21 protein-coding genes and 1 other annotated feature are annotated in these 23,766 nt (G+C 40.2%); of the genes, 10 read left to right on the forward strand and 11 right to left on the reverse strand.

Features of this window, described 5'->3' with window-relative positions:
• Nucleotides 1-45: 45 nt before the first annotated feature.
• On the reverse strand, nucleotides 46-291 hold the full coding sequence (locus MHB38_RS16630) for a CsbA family protein (protein WP_008348197.1): 246 nt from the start codon (nucleotides 289-291) through the stop codon (nucleotides 46-48).
• A gap of 285 nt (nucleotides 292-576) precedes the next feature.
• On the opposite strand from MHB38_RS16630, the gene MHB38_RS16635 reads away from it, so the two are divergent.
• From MHB38_RS16635 to MHB38_RS16670, 8 genes are all read left to right on the forward strand, one after another.
• Nucleotides 577-3,108 (forward strand): PEP/pyruvate-binding domain-containing protein, encoded by a 2,532-nt coding sequence (locus MHB38_RS16635; RefSeq protein ID WP_341004017.1) that lies wholly within the window; start codon nucleotides 577-579, stop codon nucleotides 3,106-3,108.
• Nucleotides 3,109-3,198: 90 nt separating this feature from the next.
• Nucleotides 3,199-3,771: a TetR/AcrR family transcriptional regulator gene (locus MHB38_RS16640; protein ID WP_202734194.1), complete on the forward strand. Its 573-nt coding sequence runs from the start codon at nucleotides 3,199-3,201 to the stop codon at nucleotides 3,769-3,771.
• Between the two features lie 40 nt (nucleotides 3,772-3,811).
• A complete protein-coding gene (locus tag MHB38_RS16645; protein ID WP_048001941.1) occupies nucleotides 3,812-5,146 on the forward strand; it encodes an MFS transporter in 1,335 nt (444 codons plus the stop codon).
• Between the two features lie 268 nt (nucleotides 5,147-5,414).
• Nucleotides 5,415-6,398, forward strand: a complete 984-nt coding sequence (locus MHB38_RS16650) for a YncE family protein (protein WP_017357882.1) — start codon at nucleotides 5,415-5,417, stop codon at nucleotides 6,396-6,398.
• Nucleotides 6,395-7,081, forward strand: coding sequence for a response regulator transcription factor (locus tag MHB38_RS16655; RefSeq protein WP_048001940.1), 687 nt, complete (start codon nucleotides 6,395-6,397; stop codon nucleotides 7,079-7,081). Before MHB38_RS16650 ends, MHB38_RS16655 begins: the two co-directional genes overlap by 4 nt.
• Nucleotides 7,078-8,496: a HAMP domain-containing sensor histidine kinase gene (locus tag MHB38_RS16660; RefSeq protein WP_048002899.1), complete on the forward strand. Its 1,419-nt coding sequence runs from the start codon at nucleotides 7,078-7,080 to the stop codon at nucleotides 8,494-8,496. Before MHB38_RS16655 ends, MHB38_RS16660 begins: the two co-directional genes overlap by 4 nt.
• A gap of 148 nt (nucleotides 8,497-8,644) precedes the next feature.
• The gene (locus tag MHB38_RS16665; RefSeq protein WP_017357879.1) at nucleotides 8,645-10,756 is read left to right on the forward strand and encodes an ArnT family glycosyltransferase; all 2,112 of its coding nucleotides are present in this window, start codon (nucleotides 8,645-8,647) and stop codon (nucleotides 10,754-10,756) included.
• Between the two features lie 31 nt (nucleotides 10,757-10,787).
• Nucleotides 10,788-11,780, forward strand: coding sequence for a glycosyltransferase family 2 protein (locus tag MHB38_RS16670; protein WP_008348213.1), 993 nt, complete (start codon nucleotides 10,788-10,790; stop codon nucleotides 11,778-11,780).
• Between the two features lie 48 nt (nucleotides 11,781-11,828).
• Here the strand turns inward: MHB38_RS16670 and MHB38_RS16675 are convergent, their stop codons facing one another.
• Nucleotides 11,829-13,178 (reverse strand): amino acid permease, encoded by a 1,350-nt coding sequence (locus MHB38_RS16675; RefSeq protein WP_007500022.1) that lies wholly within the window; start codon nucleotides 13,176-13,178, stop codon nucleotides 11,829-11,831.
• Nucleotides 13,179-13,253: 75 nt separating this feature from the next.
• Nucleotides 13,254-13,478, reverse strand: a binding site (T-box leader).
• A gap of 91 nt (nucleotides 13,479-13,569) precedes the next feature.
• Nucleotides 13,570-14,244 carry an NAD(P)H-dependent oxidoreductase gene (locus MHB38_RS16680; protein ID WP_008348217.1) on the reverse strand — a complete coding sequence of 225 codons (675 nt, stop codon included), beginning with the start codon at nucleotides 14,242-14,244 and terminating at the stop codon, nucleotides 13,570-13,572.
• Between the two features lie 221 nt (nucleotides 14,245-14,465).
• Between MHB38_RS16680 and MHB38_RS16685 the strand changes: the two genes are divergently transcribed.
• Entirely contained in the window at nucleotides 14,466-14,831 is a 366-nt protein-coding gene (locus MHB38_RS16685; protein WP_017357877.1) for a winged helix-turn-helix transcriptional regulator, read from the forward strand.
• Between the two features lie 9 nt (nucleotides 14,832-14,840).
• On the opposite strand, the gene MHB38_RS16690 is transcribed toward MHB38_RS16685, so the two are convergent.
• From MHB38_RS16690 to ctpB, 3 genes are all read right to left on the reverse strand, one after another.
• Complete coding sequence (locus MHB38_RS16690; protein WP_026050152.1) at nucleotides 14,841-16,028, reverse strand: PDZ domain-containing protein; 1,188 nt, start codon at nucleotides 16,026-16,028, stop codon at nucleotides 14,841-14,843.
• A gap of 68 nt (nucleotides 16,029-16,096) precedes the next feature.
• Nucleotides 16,097-16,450, reverse strand: a complete 354-nt coding sequence (locus tag MHB38_RS16695) for a swarming motility protein SwrAA (RefSeq protein WP_007500014.1) — start codon at nucleotides 16,448-16,450, stop codon at nucleotides 16,097-16,099.
• 344 nt (nucleotides 16,451-16,794) lie between these two features.
• Entirely contained in the window at nucleotides 16,795-18,243 is a 1,449-nt protein-coding gene (gene ctpB / locus MHB38_RS16700) for a carboxy-terminal processing protease CtpB (protein WP_008348221.1), read from the reverse strand.
• 153 nt (nucleotides 18,244-18,396) lie between these two features.
• Between ctpB and MHB38_RS16705 the strand changes: the two genes are divergently transcribed.
• Nucleotides 18,397-19,137: a sulfite exporter TauE/SafE family protein gene (locus tag MHB38_RS16705; RefSeq protein ID WP_008348223.1), complete on the forward strand. Its 741-nt coding sequence runs from the start codon at nucleotides 18,397-18,399 to the stop codon at nucleotides 19,135-19,137.
• Between the two features lie 48 nt (nucleotides 19,138-19,185).
• Here MHB38_RS16705 and MHB38_RS16710 read toward each other — a convergent pair whose 3' ends face one another.
• The 5 genes from MHB38_RS16710 to MHB38_RS16730 form a co-directional block, all read right to left on the reverse strand.
• Nucleotides 19,186-20,448, reverse strand: coding sequence for a murein hydrolase activator EnvC family protein (locus MHB38_RS16710; protein WP_008348225.1), 1,263 nt, complete (start codon nucleotides 20,446-20,448; stop codon nucleotides 19,186-19,188).
• A 114-nt stretch (nucleotides 20,449-20,562) separates the two neighbouring features.
• Nucleotides 20,563-21,453 carry a permease-like cell division protein FtsX gene (gene ftsX, locus MHB38_RS16715; protein WP_202734193.1) on the reverse strand — a complete coding sequence of 297 codons (891 nt, stop codon included), beginning with the start codon at nucleotides 21,451-21,453 and terminating at the stop codon, nucleotides 20,563-20,565.
• Nucleotides 21,446-22,132, reverse strand: a complete 687-nt coding sequence (gene ftsE, locus MHB38_RS16720; protein WP_008348229.1) for a cell division ATP-binding protein FtsE — start codon at nucleotides 22,130-22,132, stop codon at nucleotides 21,446-21,448. The genes ftsX and ftsE overlap by 8 nt, the downstream gene beginning before the upstream one ends.
• Before the next feature lie 382 nt (nucleotides 22,133-22,514).
• A complete protein-coding gene (gene cccB / locus MHB38_RS16725; RefSeq protein ID WP_007500002.1) occupies nucleotides 22,515-22,844 on the reverse strand; it encodes a cytochrome c551 in 330 nt (109 codons plus the stop codon).
• 48 nt (nucleotides 22,845-22,892) lie between these two features.
• Nucleotides 22,893-23,741 (reverse strand): YitT family protein, encoded by an 849-nt coding sequence (locus MHB38_RS16730; protein ID WP_202734192.1) that lies wholly within the window; start codon nucleotides 23,739-23,741, stop codon nucleotides 22,893-22,895.
• Nucleotides 23,742-23,766: the final 25 nt, after the last annotated feature.

The raw sequence follows: 23,766 nt of genomic DNA on the forward strand, positions 1-23,766 counted from the left end.
GCTCCTGTAATCAAAAACATTTTCTTTTCATCAAGAGGGATCACATCAATGATGTTTTTCAGCCTTCTCTCTTTTTTCGACTTCTTTCTTGGCCATAAACAATGCCCCGGCCACTAAAGAAATAATATCTAATCCTACGATAAAGTAGGTTTCTGTATAGCCTTTCATATACGAAGCAAATAAAAGCGCTGCTGTTAATGCAATGCCAACGTAATGATTATAAGTAACCTTTGAAAATAAAATAACGAGCAAGAAAGGAAAAACAAGTGCAAATATGGCTTTTGTAATCACAAAAACCCTCCCTCTACATGGTCTACTTCCTTGATTATAGTAAAGATTGGCATAATGAACAATTCACAGTTTTCGATTTCAGCTTTTTTTCTTCTCGGGTGAAGACTTTTGATATAGATGAAGAGGAAAATTAGTGAAAACGTCCCCTTTCTAAAGATAGGTCTTTACGTCTTTGACAGTTACATCCAATAAATTCTATGATGAAAATGATAGTGCGCACTATCATTTAAAAAAACAAAAAGAGACAAATGAAACCATTGGCTATTTGGATAAGGGGGCATTCCCATGTATTCAGTATTATTTCATGCGGCTGAAGAATCCGCATCACTCGCAGGGGCAAAAGGCGTGAATTTAATTAAATTAAACAATCACGGACTGCCAGTTCCAGATGGATTTATTATTAAAACGAACAGCTTTGCAAGCTTTCTTTCATATCACAATTTCCATCCAACTGATCAAAACCTTGCCCGAAAAATCACAGAAGCTTCGTTTCCTTCACAAATGGAGACAGAATTACTTTCATCCTTTCAATCATTGTTGAAAACATATCCATCCGTTGCAGTGCGATCCTCTTCTGTTGCGGAAGATCTCGAAGGCGCCTCCTTTGCAGGTCAATACGAGACCTATTTAAATATCAAAACAAATGAAGAATTCTTGCAAGCCGTCAAAGAATGTTGGTCGTCTTACTTCGCAGCAAGAGTCACAGAATATAAGGAAGAGATGATTGAGAACGAGGAAGAGATGCCGCTCATGGCTGTTGTTGTACAAGGATTGATCCATTCTGACATCTCTGGTGTCATCTTTAGTGAGAATCCTGTATCAGGAAAAACAAACGAAGTCATGATGACTGCAAGCTATGGACTAGGAGAAGCCATCGTCTCCGGTCTTGTGACGCCAGATACATTTATTGTAAACAAAGAAACGTACTCTATTGAAAAATCACTAGGAACAAAAGAAGTGCAAATTGTTCCCTGTCAAGAGGGCGTCATTGAACAACCCGTAGGTGAGGAGATGGCTGGCCAATTTTGTCTTCGAGATGATCAATTGATCCAAATCACGAAAATGACAAAACAAGTAGAAGAACTTTATGGACATGGAGTAGATATCGAATTCGGCATGTCAAATGGTACTTTTTATTTACTTCAAGCAAGACCGATTACTGCTGCTTTTACCAATACAGCAAATGGCTCCTCAGGTGCATCCTTTCAAATGAAACCTGAAGAGCTGCAAGACTTCTGGATTTCAATGGACGATCATATGCCTGGACCCACAAGTCCTCTTTTTTCAAGTTTGATCATACCTGCTTTAAAAAACGGGATGAAGAAAATCGGAGAGAAGTATCAAGTACCAGACCTTAATATTAAAGATATCAAGCTTTATAGAGGCCATTTGTATTCTTCACCGTCTATGCCAGAAGCAGAAGTGGTAGCCGAACCAGTTTTTGACGAGAGCCTATTCGAACTGTTTCCTCGTTTAAGCGAAAGAATGTATCGCATTTTAGAGCAAAACTTGTTCCCATTATACGAAAAACTTGATCGGCAAATCACTCAATCGCTGACAATTGATGAAGCCATTAATGGCTTTCAAGAATTAAAAGAGATTTATCTAAGAGCGTATGACGACCATTTTGACATTGTCATACCTCAAGTCATTCTATCAGGAATCATTGAAGACATGCTTGTCTCATATGCTGGCGATCAAACACAAGTCGTCCTGTTGCATGAAATGATGATAGGTGTGATGAACAAGTCTCTTGAAACAGATCAAAAGCTATCTCACTTGGCAAAAGACGTCCTTCAAGATTCGGAACTTCTTCAGGCATTTACCGATCATTCAGCGAATGCTGAACTATTATATGCACTCAATCATACAGAAAAAGGGAAAAACTTCATTTCCAAAGTAGAAGATTTTCTCCAAGTCTATGGTTGGCGGTCTGTTAAAAGCCATGATTTCACAGAGGAAACATGGGTGGAAAATCCTGAATTTGTCTTGGACATCATTAGAAACAACATTCGGTACCAATCTGATTTTGATGAAGAATTTGCACAAGCCGTGATCAAAAGGCAAGAAACGTATGAACAGTTTATCAGTCAAGTGACAGATGAAGCGTTTAAAACAAAATTTGAGGAACTTTATCATTTTGCACTCCATGCAGCCAATATTCGAGATGATCATCACTTTTACATTGATGCCATGTTAGATGCAAAAGCGAGACTCTATCTCTTAAAAATTGGTGAACTTCTTGTTCAAAAAGGAGCGATCCCTCATCAAGAAGACCTTTGGTATCTTTACGATGATGAAGTACTCAATGCGCTCACAACTTCGACCACATACGATTCGATCATTCAGCAAAGAAAAATTGAAATGAAGGAAAATGAATCCATCCAACCACCAGCTTATACAGGAACGCCTTCTGAAGCTGAATTACAGCAAGTAGAAAGAATGCTCGGTTCGCTAAGGGAAAATGAAAACAACACAGACGATGCAATCTATGGAATTGGTGCATCTAGCGGCATTACTTCTGGAAGAGTCAGAGTCATTACATCTGCTGATGAATTTTCACAATTTGAAAAAGATGACATTTTAGTTTGTAAAACAACGACACCTTTATGGACCAGCTTATTTAGAGACGCAAAAGCAGTCATCACCGATTCTGGCGGCATTTTGTCCCATTCCGCTATTATCGCTAGAGAATATATGATACCGGCTGTCCTAGGTACACGGATCGCAACTGAAAAACTAAAATCCGGTGACCTCGTGACAGTAGATGGAGCCAATGGGCGTATCCAGTTATTAAATCAGCATTCACGGGCATAGTCGTCACTGTTTGAATCATATTGGCGGTCACAGATTTTATCGGTATACTTACTTTGTTGCAAACACATTCATAACCTGAGGTGAGTATGCTTGTTAAAATCAACAAATCAACGGATCATTCGCGCAACAATGGAATTATTGTCTGAAAAGGGCTATCAAAAAACAACGACAAAAGAAATTGCGACAAAAGCGAATGTAAGTGAAGCGACAATTTTTCGTAACTTTAAAAACAAACGCGGCGTGATTGCTGCCATTATGAAAAGGAAATCAACACCGACCAAAACCCTTGAAGCAGAATTTAAAGACGATTTATACACCGATTTAAAATTTCTCGGTAGCTATTTCCTTGAAGATTTGACTTCAAAAAAAGAATTTATCTATATCAGCATGAGAGAACCCGCTATGTTTAAAGATTTAACAGACCATGAAAAAATTTATCCTCAAGAATTGAGAGACATGCTGATTCATTATTTCAAAAAAATGAGTGCTCAGCATCGTGTATTAGAAGGAAAAGAAGACATCTATGCAGATATATTTATTAGTACGTATTTTGGCTTTTTCATTCAACAGCTAGAGCAAGACATTCAGCTTGTTTTAACACAAAAAGAAGACTTTATTGAGACATGCACACACATTTTCATGAGAGGAATTTCCCCCACTTAATTGGGTGAAATTCTTCTTTTTTACAAAGGTGGTAAACACATTGAATCTTAAAAAAGAGAACTTGATCATTTATTCTTTGCTGCTTGGAGCTATTTTAGTTCCAGTCAATTCAACCATGATCGCAGTCGCTCTATCATCCATATCAACTTATTACGATCAATCCATATCAAACATTACTTGGGTGGTCACGATTTATCTAATTGTCATGGCAGTCACCCAACCTATTGCGGGTAAGCTGGGAGATATATACGGCCACCGCAGCATGTATTTAGCTGGTGTGATACTCTTTTTGATTGGCTCCATTGGATGTGCTTTCGCACCTAATCTTGCTTTTCTTATTAGCTTCCGATCAATTCAAGCGGCAGGCGGAGCTATATTAACGCCGAACAGCATTGCTTTAATTCGTGCAACAGTATCACATGAAAAGCTTTCTAAAACTATGGGTTTTTTCGGTTTTGGAGCGGGAATTGGTGCCGCACTTGGACCTTTTATCGGCTCTATTCTCATTCAGAGCTTTGACTGGCATTCCATTTTCCTAGTGAATATACCATTTTTGATTCTCACACTTGTGACAGGCGTTTTTATGATTCCGAAGATGAAACATACACGTTTACAAGCCAATGTAGATATCATCGGTTCGTTATACTTAACAATCGGGATCGCCACACTCATTTTGTTTACTAAAAGCCAAGTATTAAACGAATACATGATCTATGGCGTTCTAGCGGTAATTTCCATTCCTTTATTTTTCAAACACGTACGGAAAGTTACAAATCCCATCATTGATTTGACACTATTTAAAAACAGTACTTTTACGAACGCTAACATTTCTATCATGCTTAGTAATTTTGTGATGTACGCGATTCTTCTCATCATGCCGCTGTTTATGGAGCAAAAACTCGCGCTTTCTCATACACAAAGCGGGATTTTCCTTTCGATCTTTTCACTCTGTATGTCTATTAGTGGATTACTCGGAGCAAAACTCCATCCAATAAAAGGTGCCAAAAAAATGATTCGATTTTCATTTCTATGCCTTACTTTATCCGGTGTTATGCTGATCACACTAAGCAGCTACCCAAATTTACCACTCCTTATCATCACATTAGTCGCTGGGGGGATCTCATCAGGTATTGGCATGACTAGCATGCAGATGGCTTCTTTAACATCTGTTGATCAGAGTTTATCCGGCTCTGCATCTGGGATTTTTTCTACCTTTCGATATTTCGGAAGTATCATTTCATCTACTTTAATTGGTATATTAAGTGGTTTTCAATCTTTATTTATCGTATTAATGGGCGCAGGTATTCTTGGTTTCCTCCTCTCTCATCGTCTAAAAACGAAACCCACTTCTCATTCATCTGAACACTCTGCTTAATGACTCCCTTCGCTCTATTTAGGGCGGGGGAGCTATGATTATTTGTTACTTTAACCGATTATGGATACAATGATCAAACTGTGAAAATGATCTTTTACTCATGAAAAAATGTCATATGAATAAACGAAAAAGAAATTTCAACTTTCATTCAACTCTACTTCCCCACCTAAAAACTTCTTTTCATATCTTCCAGCATTCATAACTTCGATTTTTTTTCACAATTTTTGTGTTATGCTTTTTGAAAATAGAGCACCAAAGGAGCAGAAGGATGAAACGAGTGAAATATTTTTTAATATGCTTGTCAGCTCTACTATTTTTCCTAGCAGGCTGCGGAAAAGACCAGCAATTTACGCCACCTGGCAGCTCTCAATCAATTGCTGTCATTTCTCAACTAAAAAAAGCCTCCTTTTCAATCGTTGATTTACAAAAAAATAAAATTGTCTCTTCCGTTGATTTAAAACATCCTCTCACTGATCTTGTTCACATCAACAAAGATGTGATCATTGCATCAAGTAAGGAGGGACAATCTCTTATAGAAATCAATCTAAAAAAAGGAACAGCAGCGGACTATATGGATGTGAATAAAGGTCTGACTTCACTTGCGTATGATGCGGAGACCAACACTTTACTTGTGACCGATTCAGAGAAAAATGTCGTTTATTTTATCGATACAGTGCACAAGAAAATAAAAGCAACTGTGAAGACCGGGACATTACCCTCTTCTATGGCGTTGTCTTCTTCAGGAACGTTGTTTGTTTTAAATGCAAAAAGTCATTCTGTTTCAGTCATTGATATTGAAAAGAAAAAAAAGATACGAACGATTTCCGTCCTAGAACGGCCATCTGGCATTCATTTTGATGGGCATTCCATTTGGGTTGGAGGACACGGTAAACCGGGCACATTAAATAAGAGCATTTTTGCTTACGACCCTAAAACAGGTAAAAAACAGCGAGAAATCAAACTAGGTGTTATGCCAGTCGCATTTTTTTCAGAAAAAAACTCTTCTACTTTATATGTATTATGTCATGGAGACCATACACTATATAAAGTAAATACCGAGAAAAACAAACTGCTTTCCTCTGTTGAGACCGGTCAAAATCCGAATTATATCACTGCTGATTCCTCATCTATATATGTCAGTAACTTAGATGACAATTCAGTATCCGTCATCGACAAACATACATTCATGTTGAAGAACCGACTGAACATCCCAGCAGGACCTTATGCTATCATGTTGGAGGAAAAGAAATGAAAGAACAGATGAATATTTTAATAGTAGATGATGAATTAGATATGCTTGAGTTAATCGGATCCTTTTTGCAGAGACAAGGCTTTCACGTGATAACTGCAAATAATGGCACGGGCGCCTTACATCAGCTTGAAAAAGAGGCCATTGACCTTGTTGTATTGGATATTATGATGCCAGATATGGATGGATTCGAAGTCTGCCAGCGCATCAGGCAAACCTCCCAAATCCCCATTTTATTTTTAACAGCTAGAAGTTATGAAGAGGATCGCATTAAGGGGCTGGAAATTGGAGCAGACGACTACATCATGAAGCCTTTTAGTCTACGTGAGCTTGCAGCTAGAATTGAAACGACATTAAGACGAATTAGAGGTCTTTCTTTAAAGCGCAGTCGAATCATGATTGGTGACTTGGAGATCGATCAAGACGGCAGACAAGTCTATCTCAAGCAAGAGCCCATCAATTTAACAAGAAGAGAATTTGATTTACTTATGTTTCTTCTGCTCAATCAAGGCCAAGTCTTTTCCCGTGAACAGCTCTATCAAAAATTGTGGGAATCACACTCATCTAGTGGCTCTTTAAGAACAGTCGATACACATATTAAAACACTAAGACTGAAATTAAAGGAAGCGGAACGGTATATTAAAACCGTTTGGGGTGTCGGCTATAAGTTTGAGGAGGACAAATGAAGCCATTATCTATTAAAAGGAAAGTGCTTTTCTTAATCCTTTCCGTTATAGGCATCGTTGCTGCCTCAGCTCTTGCCCTGACTTATTACTTATACCAGCACTTATATATAGATAAACAGATTGACTCTTTAAGTTTACAAGGAAAGAAGCTGGCAGAAATCTATCACAAACACGGGAAAGACACGTATTTTACTGACAGAATGAAGTGGGCAAATGACTCAAGTCAGGCAAGTGTTATTTTTACTGATGATCCTATGGAGCTTTCAAGCGGTATTCCTTTCGATACGAATACAAACGATAACCTCATTACGTTTAAAGAACGCCAAAAGCTTCTTCAGGGGAAAACAGTTGTGTTAATTAGAGAACACCCCCAGTTTCATCAAGATATTCTCGGGATTGCCATCCCTGTGTTCTCAAACAAAAATGATTTATCAGGAACCATTTTCCTCTCTATGCCTTTATCTGATGTGTATGAACCGTTTGTTCAAATTCGATTAACGCTTGGCATCTCTATTTTAATTATCCTGCTTTTGATTTTCTTTATTGGATATAAAAGTTCTAATAAAGTCGTAAGGACGATCAATCAAATGAAAGAAATTGCAATGGAAATGGAATCTGGTGATTTTTCAAAACGCATGGCTGTGACCAAAAAAGGGGATGAGCTAAATCAGCTGAGCCGTTCCTTTAATAAACTGTCCTCTACGTTAGAAAAAGTTGAACAGCATCGCAGAGAGTTCCTTGCTAATGTCTCTCACGAACTGAGAACGCCTTTAAGTTATATGAAAGGCTATGCCGAAGGAATTGAAGAAGGCATTATTGATCAAAAGAAAGGCATGCAGATTATTCAAGACGAATCCACACGATTAAGCAGGCTCGTACATGATCTTCTTGATCTCGCGCAGTTAGAGGGGGAATCTTATCCACTAACGATGGAACCAATCGTCTTTGCGCAGCTTATTCATGATGTTCTTGATCAAATGACATTCATTACTAGTCAAAAGGGAATCTCGTTCAACCGAGAACTCGAAGAAGATTGTATTATTTATGGTGATAGCGATCGACTTGAGCAAGTCGTTCGTAATTTATTGGACAATGCCATCCATTACACGCCATCAGGAAAATCGATTTCGATTGAATTATTCGTTCACCAACAAACTGCTGAATTGAGAATCACAGATGAAGGCAGCGGAATTCCAAAAGGAGATCTCCCTCATGTTTCTGAGCGTTTTTATCGAGTGAATAAAGCCCGCACAAGAAAAGATGGCGGCTCTGGTCTTGGACTAGCCATTGTTTATCAAATTATAAAAAAACATCGTGGCACGTTCGTTCTTCAATCTGAACAAGGCCTAGGTACGACCGCTATTATACAATTACCAAGTACAGAGAGCACTGAAACTCCTCCTGTCTCCTCATAAAATAAGATGACATCTTAAACAAAACAGCTCTTTTCTAGAGCTGTTTTTATTCAACAGAAAAATAAAGAATTGGCCTTTTTTTATTAACAATTTATTCATATTTGCTTGTTACACTTTTTTCAAGTTAAGAAAAAGGAGTGACAAGCTTTTGATTAGACGCTTTCAGAAATTTGATCTTTATTTATTTTTCATATTGATTTTATCTGCCATTTTAAACATTTATAACATTTGGAACGACGATACGGTGAACGCTTATTATACAGCGGCGGTCACAAGTATGATGCAAAGCTGGCATAATTTCTTCTTTGCTTCGTTCGATCCCTCAGGTTATGTCACGGTGGATAAACCACCGCTCGCCTTCTGGCTGCAAACGATCAGTGCCAAAATTTTCGGCCTGCATGGCTGGAGTGTGATCTTACCCCAAGCTTTAGCTGGCATTGGATCTGTTTATTTAATCTACCGCCTAGTCAAACCTACATTTGGCCAGGCTGCAGCAAGACTGTCAGCACTCATTATGGCGTGTACACCAATCGCAGTTGCTGTATCTCGTACAAATAACATTGACAGCTTACTCGTCTTTATTCTTTTACTCGCAACAGCCATGATGTTCAAGGCTGTGAAACAGCAGAAAGTGCTTTGGGCGATTGCTTCTTTTGCAATGATCGGTGTCGGTTTTAATACAAAAATGCTACAAGCGTATATGATTGTACCGGCTCTCGTTCTGTTTTACATCATTGCCTATCGAACGACATGGAAGAAAAAGTTGTTATCACTGATGATTTCAATGATTGTTCTTTTAGGTGTATCTGCTTCATGGTCTATAGCGGTTGATCTCACTTCCAAAGACAATCGTCCTTATATGGGATCAAGTCAATCGAACTCAGCACTAGAATTAGCCTTTGGTTACAATGGTCTGCAGCGGTTGACTGGTCAACAGTCTGGCGGAGGCGGCACAAATCAAGGTGAGGGACAGCCACCTTCACAGCAGGGTGATCAGCAAAATGACAATGATTCATCCACCATGCCTCAGCCGCCATCAAATGGAACTCAAAACAACTCAGACAATTCAAACCAATCATCCAGTCAGGAACAGCCTTCAATGCAAGGACCACCAAGCAATGCAAACGGCACAACACCACCTGATATGCCTTCAGGCGGTAATGGTGATGGACCGCCAAATGGCGGGGGCGGAAAAATGGGAAATGGTTCTGGCATGTTTGGAACAGGAACAAAAGGGCCATTACGTCTGTTCCAATCTGAACTGTCCGATCAAATCAGCTGGCTGCTTCCATTTGCGCTCTTCGGTGCGATTGGTATCTTCTTCTCGACAGCCTTTGAAAGAAGACGCCTCAATACAAAACAAAAAGAAACACTATTTTGGTTAGCTTGGCTTATACCTGTTGCTGCATTCTTCAGTGTAGCTGGATTTTTCCATCACTATTATTTAATCATGCTGGCACCGCCAATTGCTGTCTTAGCAGGAGCCGGATGGGTTTCTATGACTCAATTGTTTCAAACGGGAACTGGCTTTAAAAAATGGCTACTGCCAATTGCGATATTCGTCACAACCGCATTTGAAATCTTTATCCTATCCACTTTTACAAGCACGATCGGTCTTGGACTAAGCATTGCAGTCGGTATCATTGGTGTTGGAACCACCCTTTCTCTACTCTTGATAAAAGGGAAAGAAAAACTAAAACAATTCATGTCTCTCATTGCCATCCTTGGGATGCTGATCGCACCACTATACTGGGCAAGCACACCTCTTCTTTACGGAGGAAACAGTATGCTGCCAGAGGCTGGTCCTCAGCTTGCAACTTCAAGTGGCAGCATGAGTTCACAAGTCAATGAAAAGCTGATCAGCTATCTTGAGAAAAACAATACGGGAGAAGAATTCCTATTCGGGACAACAGATGCAACCACTGCTTCGCCTTACATTATTAAAACAGGAAAAGCTGTTATGGCATTAGGTGGATTTAGTGGATCTGATAACATTCTCACGCTTAATGAATTCAAACAGCTCGTTAAAGACGGCAAAATCAAATACTTCTATCTTTCTGGTATGAGAGGCGGCAGCTCTGACATTCTTACTTGGATTCAAAAAAATGGCAAAGAAGTAACTGCTTCTAAATGGCAGAATAGCTCTACATCCAAAACGAACCAGCAAACAGGCAGCCAACAATCCGAACAAAATGATCAGTCAAATGGACGAATGGGCGGAATGGAGAGCGGTACTCTTTATGAACTATCCGTTGATTAATTCATCTATTAAAAGGGAGGAACGATGACTGATGGAAAAGAACATACAATACTCTGTTGTAGTCCCAGTGTATAATGAAGAACTTGTGATCCATGAATCGTATCAGCGCCTCAAGACCGTCATGGATTCGACGGGAGAAGCATATGAGCTTCTCTTCGTCAATGACGGCAGTATGGATCGAACAGCTGAACTGATTAAAGGGTACTGCCAGACTGATCCGCATGTGAGACTTATTGATTTTTCTCGTAACTTTGGGCATCAAATTGCCATTACAGCGGGAATGGATTATGCAAAGGGAGAAGCTGTCGTAGTGATTGATGCGGATTTACAAGATCCACCTGAATTGATTTTAGACATGATTGAAAAATGGAAGGAAGGCTATGAGGTCGTATACGCGGTCCGCACGCAACGAAAAGGCGAAACAGCTTTCAAAAAGTACACGGCTTCCCTTTTCTACCGAGTGCTACGTCAAATCACCGAAGTAGATATTCCTATTGACACCGGCGACTTTAGATTGATGGATCGTAAAGTGTGTCATGAAATGAGAAAAATACGCGAGAAAAACCCATTTGTCCGCGGATTAGTGAGCTGGGTTGGCTTCAAACAGATTGCGGTAGAATATGTTCGGGATGAGCGGTTGGCAGGAGAAACAAAGTACCCTCTCAAAAAGATGCTCAAGCTCTCGATGGATGGGATCACATCTTTTTCTTACAAACCTTTAAAGCTGGCCAGCGTGGCAGGCATTGTCCTTTCAGCTATTGGCTTCATTTCGATGTTTCTTGTCTTATATTTAAAGCTTTTTACTAACAGCACCATCACCGGCTGGAGTTCATTAATTGTCATTCAGCTATTCTTTAGCGGGATCATCCTCTTTATGTTAGGCATGATCGGAGAGTATATCGGCCGAATCTACGATGAAGCCAAGGACCGGCCGCTTTATATCGTCAGGGAGAGCTATGGCCTTCAGGCAAAGCCACATCCCGTTCAATCCCCTGTCCATTTCAAGCAATATAAACAGCATTAAAAAAAGCGTGCGAGACCCTTCAGAAGGTCCTGCACGCTTTTTAATAAATTAGACGGCTGTTTCAAACCGTTTTCTGTTAATAAAGAAAGAAAGTGTAATGATTAAATAAATGCCCATTGTGACCAGCGTTTGAACAATTGGTGTATTGAATACAACGCCGACAAAAATGGCCATGATCGCAATAACGGAAAACCACGTTGTGAAAGGATACAGCTTCACGCGATATCCGCCTGGCTGTGCGATGCTTCGAGATTTCAAATGACCGACGGCAATGATAAACCAGATGAATAGAACTGTGTAACTTAAAGAGCCCATCAAGTAATTAAACGTTTGACTTCCTACAAAAAGAGAAATCAATACAGCTGCATACAAAGTAGATGTACATACAAGGATGGCTCGAACAGGCACCTGCTGTTTTGACAGCTTGGAGAATCCTTTCCATACACGGCCATCCATTGCCTGTGTATAAAGCACCCGTGATGAAGCATACAAGCCAGAGTTCATAGAAGACAAAATCGCTAGTAAGATAATACCATTCATGATGTCACTGGCATACGGTACTCCGATCGTTGCAAACACTGTCACAAATGGACTTACTTGCTCATTGTTTACTTGATTCCAAGGGATTAAGCTGACAATGATAAAGAACGGCAGTACATAAAAACCGATGATGCGTACAAACGTACTTTGAATGGCCTTTGGTATGACTTTTTCAGGGTTTTTTGTTTCTGCTAAAGTGACCCCAATCATCTCCGTCCCACCATATGAATACACGACAACCAGCATTGCTGCAATTAATCCGCCAGTACCATTTGGGAAAAATCCACCGTGATCCGTTAAGTTAGACAATCCAGGTGCTGCATGCTGTCCGAATGAGACAAATAGCATGGTGAATCCAATGATAATAAATAAGATGATGACAGCAATTTTAATAGAAGCTAACCAATACTCTGTCTCAGCAAACATTTTGACTGAGCAAACATTAATGATTGTGACTACAAGTGAAATGATTAACACAAGCATCCAGATTGGCACTTGTGGGAACCAGTACTGAATAAAAATGGCCGACACAATCGCTTCTGCTGCAATGTTCAGCACCCACATCTTCCAATAGATCCAGTCTAAGAAATAGGCCGGATATTTTCCTAACACAGGTTCAATCAAGTCACGGAATGTTCTTGCTCCAGGTCGTGCAACGGTCATTTCGGCAAGTCCTTGCATAATAAATAATAAAATAAGACCACCAATCATGTATGCCAAAATGACAGCAGGACCCGCAATATCAATGGCAGAACTGCTTCCTTTAAACAGACCAGCACCGATGGCACCGCCAAGCGCAAGCATCATAATATGCCTTGATGTCATTGTTCGTTTTAACTGCACATGTTCCTTTTCCATTTTCTATAGCTCCTTTAAATTTGAATCTTCAGACAAATATGAGATAAAAGCATATAAAAAGGCCAGCCATCTCCTGGAAGAGACGACTGACCTTGCAACCGCGTTACCACTCTTATTGATTCAGCCATGGCTGAATCCAACTTAAAACCCGATAACGGAGGTCACACGTAAAGACTTACTATTCATTCAGTCTTACCGCTCTTTGAGCGAGTTCAATGATTCGTTTTACTGCGTTGCACCGACCCGCAGCTCTCTTAAAAAACGGATGTTCATTTACTATTCTCAAGTCAAAGCGTTTATAGTCAAATTTGTATATTCGTCAAAGATTTTATTTTTTAAATATACTGACTAACCACGCAATTGTCAACAGCCTTTTTCAGACAAACAGCGATTAACGAATCCAAACAGCTACTTCATCCATCGGGCGACGTGTTTTGCCGCGTTTTGGCTCAGTGACACGATAACCAAAGGCTGCCATGACAGAGATGTCGTATTGACCATCCTCCAGTAACCCTTCTTCTTCTAAGATACGATGGATGTGATCGTAGCTAAATCCTTCAACTGGGCATGAATCAATGCCGATCTGTGCCGCAGCTGTCATCATGTTACCTAAGGCAATATACGTTTGTTTTGAAGCCCAATCAAATAATGTACGGTCATTTTCTAGCAGATGAAGATCGTTCTCTTGGAATTCTCTGTAGCGCCCCTTGACCATTTCAAACGTTTCGTCTGTCATTCCTTTGATTTGCTTGTTGATGTATTCTGCATATGCTGAATCATAGCGGGCATCTGTTCTTGCCAAGATGATCACAAAATGGCTGGCAGTTGGAAGCTGCTTTTGCGCCCCCCATGTATACTCTTTTAATTTTTCTCTGAATGCTTCATTTTGAACAACGAGGAACTTCCAAGGCTCAAACCCTACAGAGCTTGGAGAAAGTCTTCCTGTTTCTAAAATAAATGCAAAATCATCCTCTGGAATCTTTTTCGCTGGGTCAAACTCTTTTGTCGCATGACGGAATTCATACGCCTCAATGATTTCTTTTTTTAACTGCTCTTTGTCTCGCATTTTATTCATCCTTTCTAATGAACAGGTGTGTTCTCACAATCCAATTTCTTTCCATTCCCTCATAGAAATTGTTATGATAGGAAAACAAACAACCCGAATGTGTGATGTCCTATCTCTATGGTAAAAGAAAAGCTTCCATTGATTCAAGTACGCACATTTTTGTTCGTTAGGTACAAACATGTTCGTTTATGACCATTTTCGTTTAAGAAAGGAATGTTGAGATGAGTGCACCATCCAATCCAGTCAGTATTGTGAATCATGGCTGTCCCGTGTCTATCACTACAAATGTCATCGGAGGGAAATGGAAAGGCGTCATCCTTTATCATTTGACTTGCGGTCCAAAGCGTTACAACGAAATACGCCGGCTTCTGCCAAGAATTTCGCAGCGTGTCCTGACGTTGCAATTACGAGAACTTGAACAAGACGGGATTGTTCACCGTGAAGTCTATGAGGAAGTTCCTCCTCGTGTCGAGTATTCACTGACTTCTCTTGGAAATACGTTAAAGCCCATTATCTTTGCCATGCGTGAATGGGGCGAATCCTATGGGAGAGAAACGCGCCCAAAAGAAAAAAGCTGCCATCTCTAGCAGCTTTTTTTAAGATGAAATCGCCGTTGGCTCTTGCTGTGGATCGTCCTTCACAAACAAGATACCAAGCTGGTGATGCTCCCCTTCGTAAGAGGCGCGTTTCTCAAACCTTGTCTGACCATTGAGACCAATGATCTCAAGCTTTGTCAGAGCACGATTGGTTTGTAGTGCTTCATAAAATTCTGAAACGGTTTTGATCTCGATTCCATTGACCTTTGTAATCATTTCTCCGATCTCAAGCTTTAAATCAGCCGCAGGGGTATTCGGAATGATACCAAGCACCATAAGCCCTTGATTCCGCTTAGAGAAAAAGAATGGTGCAGCGTTGTCATTCGCCCTCTGCTTCCATGATAAAAAGGCTCTTCCTGCAATCGCTAGAACAACAGCTCCCCACGCAATCGGCTCAAACCAAATACTTGCCGCACCTACTGCAGCAACAGCTAGACCGAGCATCATAATTCGGCGTGACGTAATTTGAATACTCACAATTGGCAGCGATCCTTGAATACGCTGGCCAAAGCCGATGATGTACGGGATCACAATAAATGAAAAGCTTTGATCGTGCACTTGAAGCACAGGCCACCATGGCAGAGAAGAAGTCCATTCACCTGCCGGCATCAGCAAAACAAGTGGTAGAAGCCACAGACGGTTTGCTCGCTGCTGGCCGATCAAAAGTCCTCTCGCACTCATCACCATTGCAGGCGATGTACGTAAATGCGCCGTTCGATAGGCTAACATGCCTTCAGTCATTAACAGTAGCCCTAACAGGATCACAACGGCTGATGCATTCATCATTGAAAGCTGCGGCAGCCAGGAATGGCTCACTTGAACAGACATCAATCCAAATGCCGCAATAAAACTGAAACCGAGTGTGTATGCAGACGAAAGCGCACTCGCCTTAAAGAATAGAGAGAAAACGATGGTCATCGCTGCAATCAGCACGATGAATCCAGGCGGAAGGGAAATCCCTAAGCCTACAGATATGATCGATAGACAAATTCCTGGAACCCATCCCTTTGAATATGTAAATTTCAGTTCATCGTAAACATCTTCTATTCTTGTTTGAAACGCTTTTCTCTCCCGCTTTACGCGGATGTAGCCATATAATAGGCTGATTAATACCATAAAATAAAAAAGAGGATGGATTAAAAACAGACCGACCGCTTTTAATCCGGCTCCCATCCACTCCGAGCTCATTATCGTTCACCGCCCAAGTCAAGCATTTTCTCTTATTCTATCAAATAAATCGATGCTTGACATCAGGTTTATTTCTCCTGATTCATCCAAAGTGTGACATTCGACAGTGAAAAATCTTTTAAATAGTGATTCACATCTACATCTAGTATGCCGCCGAGAAGCTGCATGGACCTCTTGATGTCGGTTAAGTTTATACCAAGTCTCTTATGATTATCCATTAAATAATTGAAGTATATCTCAGCACAGTCTTCATCGATCTCGTCGACTGATTCTACCGTTGTGTAATTGACCAAGTACCTGCTTAACAGCATGAGTAGACTTAATGCCTTTGTAGCCGAAAACGTCACATCTTTCGTACGACTCTTAAGCTCCTCTACCAACTCGTAATATTTTTTCTCTCTCACAATACTTGCCCTTTTCAATTGTGTACCCCCATTTACTAGTTCTTTTAAGAAAAGCGCAAACCTCGGTACAGCTCAATGCTTAAGCTGAATATCCGCAAAAAATAAAATATTTAAAATGAGTGCTACTTTTTATTGTAAGAATTATTTATGTAACATACAACTTTCAAAAGTTTCATTTTCATGACATGTTTAAATCAACAGAAAGTCTCTTATATAAATATGTTATCGGGTAAATTCGAAGGAATGTTATGTTTTTTGTAAAATAAATGAATATATTTCTCGATATAATATATTTTTAAGAATAAATTATTACATGTTCGTAACACTTATGAACCAAAAAAAAGAGGCATTTATTCGCCTCTTTATTTTTTGAGATATAGTGCTTTTAGTGCAGTTTGCAGCTGAAGATCATTCTTTTCATAAGATTTCACTTCATCTACCATCTTGTTCATCATTTTCGCTGTCTTTAAATCAATCACACCTGATTTATCGAGATTGTATGTGCTTTGAAATGCGAGTACAGCTTTTTTCGTTTCTTCGTCAAAATATCCATCTACTCTGCCAGGGTCAAATGATAACCCTTTTAACAATGTCTGTGCTTGTCTGACTTCTTCATTGTTCATATCAAGCTGAAGCGGTTCTTTCAGCTGGAGCGGGCCAACGGTGAAGTAATCTGGTTGATGAATCGCAATGGTCGGCACAACGCCTTTTTTGTGAATCCAATTCCCTTTCGGTGTCAGCCACTTATACAGCGTTAATTTAATGTTACTTCCATCTCCCATTGGTACCGCCTGCTGCACAGTTCCTTTACCAAAGGAAACGTCACCTACCACTTCATACTTGCCTGCTTCTTTCAAAGCACCAGCCAGAATTTCAGAAGCGGATGCACTTCCTTTATCAATTAAGACATTGACCGGGTATGGTTTTTGTTCTTTTCGTTTTGAAAAATATCGTTTTCGATCGCCATTCCGTTCTGCAATTTGAATATATGGCTGATCCTTTGTGATAAAATGTTTCAAAATATCTTCCACACTTTGTAGATAGCCGCCAGGATTTCCTCTCACGTCCAGCACAAGGCCTTCCATGCCCTTTTTCTCGAGCTTATTCAAGCTTGCCGTGAAATCCTTCGCCGTATCTTCAGAGAAGCTAGAGATCGCGATATAGCCTGTTTTATGACCATTGACCTCTTTCATTGAAGCCGTTACGGTTTCAAGCGGGATTTCTTCTCGTTTGATATGGAATGTTAGCTCTTTTTCAATTCCATTTCGTCTGATTTTCAAGGCGACAGACGTTCCCTTTTTTCCTCTTATTTTCAGTACAGCATCGTTTAGGCTTTTTTCTTTCATCGTCTCACCGTCAATGCTGATGATTTCATCTTTCGGTTTCAGACCCGCCTTTGCTGCAGGGGATTTTTTAAAGGCAGAGACAATGATAATCTTTCCTTCATCCATTCCAACTTCTGCCCCAATTCCTTCAAATGAGGAATCAAGTGAATCCGAAAATTGCTTTGCGGTTTGCTTGTCCATGTATACTGAATACGGATCATTTAAGGTTGAAAGCATTCCTTGAATGGCACCTTCAAGCAGCTTTTGACGATCCACTTCCTCTACATATTCATTCGAAATGAGGTCATAGGCTTTCTCAATTTTCTCCATTCCGTTTTCCTTCGCTCGATCACTTGATTGAGCTTGTCCAGCCACTGCAGCAGCCGCTTTCGGTGACTCCGCCTGAGTCGCCTCTTTATGCGTCACAACCCCTGCACTGATGATGAGAATGACACTTGCCATGATGGATGCGATTTGTTTTTTCATATTTGGCCTCCTTCTTCAACTCTTCCTGATGACCTGAGTTATTATATGCCAGAAGAAGGGATTTCATGTAAAGACATTCTCCTAGGGAGGCTTGACTAATCATTTCATTAGGTGTAATTTTTATTTTGTTACGATCGAGAAGGAGTCATCGCTATGTATATTATATTGACTATGCTTTTATTAGGAATTTTACTAGGGTTTGTAGGAGCTGGCGGGGCTGGTTTTGTCATCGCATTGCTGACGTTAATCTTTGATGTACCAATCCATACTGCACTTGGGACATCTTTAGCTGCTATGGCATTTACGACTTTATCTGGTGCATACAGCCACTACCGAGAAGGAAATATTCAGCTCAAATCAGGTTTGATTGTCGGTGCACTAGCTTGTATTGCTTCATTTGCCGGAGCAAAAGTGGCTCCTTTTATTCCAGAGGATAGCCTGCACTATTTAACAGCTGGTATGCTCTTTTTATCTGCTGTTTTTATGATGATCAAATTGTTTGTCCTAAAAGAAGATGCTGAGCAGCAGCCGCTTTCTTCACGCCAATTGCTGATCAGGGGCATTATATTAGGCCTTGTATCAGGGATGCTTTCAGGGATGTTCGGTATCGGATCAGCACCATTTATTCAAGTGGGGCTTTTGATTTTGCTGAAGCTGTCTATTAGACAAGCTGTTGGCACAACGATGCTAGTGATTATTCCAATCTCTATTGGCGGTGGGATTGGTTATATTTCAGAAGGCTATGTTGACTTTATCCTGCTCGTTCAGATCTTAATCGGTACCGTATTAGGGGCTTTTATTGGGGCAAAATTTACACGCCTTGCGCCAAAACTTTTATTAAAATCCGCTGTGCTTTTAACACCTATTATTGCCGGATTACTGCTGTTATTTTAATTTCATCTACATGAAAAAAGCCGATAACATGATGTTATCGGCTTTTTGTCAGCGGATATATTGTGCTGGATTGACTGCATTTGATTTCGCGCCATTCCATAATCCTTTATGAATTTCAAAATGAAGATGCTGGCCATAAGACTGACCTGTGTTGCCCATATATCCAAGGAATTGACCTTGCTCGACTCTTTGACCTGTTGACACACTTCTTGTTGAAAGATGAGCGTATACCGTTTGATACGTTTGGCCATTGATGTTATGTGTAATGAACACCACATTCCCATAACTCGACGAGTAGCTTGAGTTCGTGACTGTGCCAGATGCGGCTGCAACGACAGATACAGTGCCTTTTGCAGCGATATCTAATCCGTAGTGCTGTCCGCCAGAACGCCCGCCAAAGCCTGATGAGAAACGGCCTGCAGCTGGTTTAATGAAACCTGAGCTACTTGCTGGTGTATCTGACACTTGATCAGATCCTCCACTTGGTGCAGGTGCACTTTTTTCAGCAGCTGCTTGTTCTGCTTTCTTCGCTTCTTCTTTTTGACGGCGTGCTTCTTCAGACTTTACCGCCGCTTTCTGATTCGCTAGAATTTCTTGTTCATTTTCAAGCTTTCCTAGTTCATCATGTGCATGTTCTTTTTCTTCCGTTACATGACCAAGGACTTTTCCTTTTTCTTTTTGCTGTTTAGATAGGTCCTTTTTCAACGTTTCAAGCTCTTTCAAAGATGTTTCAAGTCCACTTAGCTGTTTATTTAGCTCTGCTTCTTTTTGCTCCACTAGCTCCAAATCATTTTCGTGTTCTGTAATCATGTCTTTATCTGCTTCGACGATGGTTGTAACAGCTCCCACACGACTGACAAAATCACTAAAGCTACGAGCACCTAGCAGCACATCTAAATAGTTGATTGTACCGCCACTTTTTTGCATAGAACGAATTCGATCTTTGAAAATCGCTTTTCTCTTTTCAATTCGCTCGTTGATGACTTCAATCTCTTTTTTTAGTTTTTTGATCTCTTGTTTCGTCTGTTTGACCTCTTTTTCTTTTTCAGCGACTTTTTCAGTTGCGGCACTTACTTTTTGGTCAATTTTTTCAATTTCTTGCTTTAGCTTTGATTCTTTCTTTTCAAGCTTTGCCAGTTCTGATTTCTTTTTCTTCAAAGTTGATTCAGTCTTCGATGTTTTCTCTTCAATTTGTTGACGTTTTTGATCTAGGTCTTCGTATGCGAATGCACGATTTTCGTTCCCTGGAATGTATAGCCACGTTGTTCCAATAAACGCTGCCATTCCAGCCATCATCAGCTTTCTTTTCAAAACGATATTCCCCTCCCATGACAACTGCCTGCATAAAGAGTCGACCGGATGAATTGGATCAACCGGTCACATCTTCTATAGAATCCTCGAGTGCTGCCATCAATATAAATAGATTTATACTTTCAAGAATTTACGGATGGACGTTAAACTTCCCCACACACCGATAATGGCACCGATCAATAGAAGGACCAGTGATACTTGATAGACAAACGGATTGTATGGAAGCATTGTAATAAATGAACCTTGTACCCTTGGCGCCACCCAGCCGACAGCATATTGATACGTGCCAAGCAATACAGCGATTGGTATAATCGAGCCAAATACACCAAGTAGTAATCCTTCGATGAAGAACGGCCAGCGGATAAACCAGTTCGTTGCACCTACTAGTTTCATAATCTCAATTTCTTTACGTCTAGCAAAAATCGTAATTTTGATCGTATTGGAAATCAAGAACATCGCTGTAAATAAAAGCCCAATAATAAGTGCGATGCCGACATTACGCGCCACTCCGACAACATTAAAGAGTCGGCTGACCTCTTCTTTTCCATAAGTGACTTTATACGTCCCTTTTAGGTTTTCTAATTTCTTCGCTACTTTTGGTGTATCGTGGGGATCTGTTGTTTTCACAATAAACGCATCATTCAATGGATTTTCTTGATCAACCAGTCCCATAGATTGTCCATTTTCACCAAAGCTTTTAATCAGTGCTTTTAGTTCATCATCCTTGGATGAGTATTTCACATCACTGATTTCAGGAATCTTCTCAATTTCTGCTTTTAATTCATCCTGCTGCTTTTGATTCGCAGTTAAATCGATGAGAACTTTTACTTCTACTTCTTTCTCAGCGTTCGATGCCATGTTATTCAAGTTGAGCATAATGACAAGAAAAACCCCAACTAAAATCAATGTGACAGTGACCGCACTAATTGATGCAAATGTCATCCACGTGTTTCTTCCAAGTGAACGGAAGCTCTCACGTAAATGCCGCGAGAGAGTTTTAATCATAAATTCCGTACTCCCCTCTTGCTTCGTCACGCACAATCATTCCATCTTCGATTGCGATGACGCGTTTCTTCATGCTGTTTACAATCTCTTTGTTGTGTGTCGCCATGACGACTGTTGTTCCGCGGTTATTAATCTCTTCGAGCGTCTTCATGATTTCCCATGAAGTATCTGGATCAAGGTTTCCTGTCGGTTCGTCTGCAATGACAACCTCAGGATGATTGACGATCGAACGAGCGATCGATACACGCTGCTGTTCACCGCCGGAAAGCTGATCTGGAAATTGACGAGCTTTGTGCTTTAATTGCACCAAATCAAGTACCTCAAGCACTTTTTTCTTAATAATACTTGGCTGTTCACCAATGACTTCAAGAGCAAATGCCACGTTCTCAAAGACCGTGAGACTTGGAAGTAATTTAAAATCTTGGAATACTACGCCAATTTCTCTTCTCACGTAAGGAATTTCTTTTTCCTTCATCGAGCCTAAATCTTTGTTATTAATTAAGATTTTCCCTTTGGTTGGCTTCTCTTCACGATACATCATTTTAATGAACGTGGATTTACCAGCGCCACTGGGACCAACAACATACACAAACTCTCCTGGATGGATAGAGACATTGATTCCATTGATCGCCTTTACACCATTAGGATAGATCTTATAGACTTCCTTCATTTCAATCATGTAATCACCTAATCTTTTCTTATTCGCTGTCAAACAGCTTATCATGATGTTCTGACACTTCTCGTCAAAAAACGTTATGTATGGTCACGCACATACCCTTCGATACGCACAAGCAATTTATGTCCTTTTCATCCAAAAAGATGAAAAAATTGAATCGTCTAAATTTCAACAACTCCAATTATACGTCATGAATCGACGCAATGGTATTACATTTATATTTCAAAACTTATAAATAAAAGGTAAATAGAGCAACCAAAACCGAAAAGCATGTCTTTTTACCCTTATTTTTTAAATAAAATTTAATATAATACGTTTTCATACTATCCAAAAGTCTTTTTCTACAAATAGAAAATAAAAAAACCTTGTCGATTAGACAAAGGTTTTATTTTTTCTCTGCAAGCCATTTGGCGACTTCTTTTGCTTGTTTTTCATCTACCATTCCGCTTGGCATAGATCCTTTACCGTTCTGGGCAATATCTGCAATTTGGCTTTCATTATATTTCTTCCCGACTTCTTTCAGGCTTGGGCCGCCTCCGCCAGATAAGTCTTTTCCATGACAGCCAATACAGTTTTGCTGATAAATCTCTTCACCACTGCTCACATTTGAAGCACTTTTACTGCCTTCTTTGTCACTGCTGCTTGAATTTCCTCCACAGGCCGCAAGTACAAAAAGCATAGCGACAAAAAGAAGCGTTAATCCGCTCTTTTTCATGTATTTCCCTCCCTTACAATCATTTGGTCAACGTTATTATATCCTTGTTTACGCCCTTTTAAAACCCTCACCCAGCACCTCTTTTGCATCCATGACGATGACAAACGCTGATGCATCGATCGCTTTTACCACTTGTTTCAACTTTGTGAATTGTGACTGCCCTACAACACACATTAAAATAGGCCGGTCATGGTCGGTGTACCCACCTACTGCTGAAATCTTCGTTACACCACGATCAATTTGATCAAACACCGCCTGTCTAACCTCATCCTCATGACCCGTAATAATCATGGCCATCTTCGAGTGACTAAAGCCAGCCTGTACGACATCAATCGTCTTACTAGAAATGAACACTCCGATCACAGCGTACAGCCCTTCTTCAATCCCAAAAACAGTCATGGCCCCCAAAACAATCAAACCGTCCATCATCGCTAAACAAGTACCTAACGTCAGCCCTGTATATTTATTGATGATTTTGGCCGCAAGAGCCGTTCCTCCCGTTGAACCATTGCCGAGGAAAACGAGCCCAATTCCGATCCCAATCACTACACCGCCAAATATTGCGGCGAGCAGTGCTTCATGGGTGACAGGAGCAATGTGTCTTGTTAAGAACACCATTAAAGGTAAAAAGACAGAACCAACGAGCGTTTTTACCCCAAATGTTCCACCTAATAAATAAAAGCCTGCGATAAAGAGCGGAATATTGAGACCCCATTGTACATATGCAGCTTCAAAACCGAATGATTGCATAATGGTACTGATTCCACTCACACCGCCAGCAGCAATCTGATTTGGTAATAATAACGTATTAAAGCCAACCGCTACGATAGCTGATCCTATTAAAATGAGTACATAATTTTTCACTTCAATCCAAAATTGAGAATGTTCCTGCTTCATGTCTTTCTTCCTCCGTTACTTCTGA

Origin of the sequence: Bacillus sp. FSL K6-3176 (assembly GCF_038003325.1) — a bacterium.
Taxonomy (GTDB): Bacteria; Bacillota; Bacilli; order Bacillales; family Bacillaceae; genus Bacillus; species Bacillus altitudinis.

Bases quoted from the DNA above. Each gene is read 5' to 3' on its own strand.
- MHB38_RS16635 (WP_341004017.1), top strand. From the start codon at position 577: ATGTATTCAGTATTATTTCATGCGGCTGAAGAATCCGCATCACTCGCA.
- MHB38_RS16650 (WP_017357882.1), top strand. From the start codon at position 5,415: ATGAAACGAGTGAAATATTTTTTAATATGCTTGTCAGCTCTACTATTT.
- MHB38_RS16655 (WP_048001940.1), top strand. From the start codon at position 6,395: ATGAAAGAACAGATGAATATTTTAATAGTAGATGATGAATTAGATATG.
- MHB38_RS16660 (WP_048002899.1), top strand. From the start codon at position 7,078: ATGAAGCCATTATCTATTAAAAGGAAAGTGCTTTTCTTAATCCTTTCC.
- MHB38_RS16670 (WP_008348213.1), top strand. From the start codon at position 10,788: ATGGAAAAGAACATACAATACTCTGTTGTAGTCCCAGTGTATAATGAA.
- MHB38_RS16675 (WP_007500022.1), bottom strand. From the start codon at position 13,178: ATGGAAAAGGAACATGTGCAGTTAAAACGAACAATGACATCAAGGCAT.
- MHB38_RS16680 (WP_008348217.1), bottom strand. From the start codon at position 14,244: ATGCGAGACAAAGAGCAGTTAAAAAAAGAAATCATTGAGGCGTATGAA.
- MHB38_RS16685 (WP_017357877.1), top strand. From the start codon at position 14,466: ATGAGTGCACCATCCAATCCAGTCAGTATTGTGAATCATGGCTGTCCC.
- MHB38_RS16690 (WP_026050152.1), bottom strand. From the start codon at position 16,028: ATGAGCTCGGAGTGGATGGGAGCCGGATTAAAAGCGGTCGGTCTGTTT.
- ctpB (WP_008348221.1), bottom strand. From the start codon at position 18,243: ATGAAAAAACAAATCGCATCCATCATGGCAAGTGTCATTCTCATCATC.
- MHB38_RS16705 (WP_008348223.1), top strand. From the start codon at position 18,397: ATGTATATTATATTGACTATGCTTTTATTAGGAATTTTACTAGGGTTT.
- ftsX (WP_202734193.1), bottom strand. From the start codon at position 21,453: ATGATTAAAACTCTCTCGCGGCATTTACGTGAGAGCTTCCGTTCACTT.
- ftsE (WP_008348229.1), bottom strand. From the start codon at position 22,132: ATGATTGAAATGAAGGAAGTCTATAAGATCTATCCTAATGGTGTAAAG.
- cccB (WP_007500002.1), bottom strand. From the start codon at position 22,844: ATGAAAAAGAGCGGATTAACGCTTCTTTTTGTCGCTATGCTTTTTGTA.
- MHB38_RS16730 (WP_202734192.1), bottom strand. From the start codon at position 23,741: ATGAAGCAGGAACATTCTCAATTTTGGATTGAAGTGAAAAATTATGTA.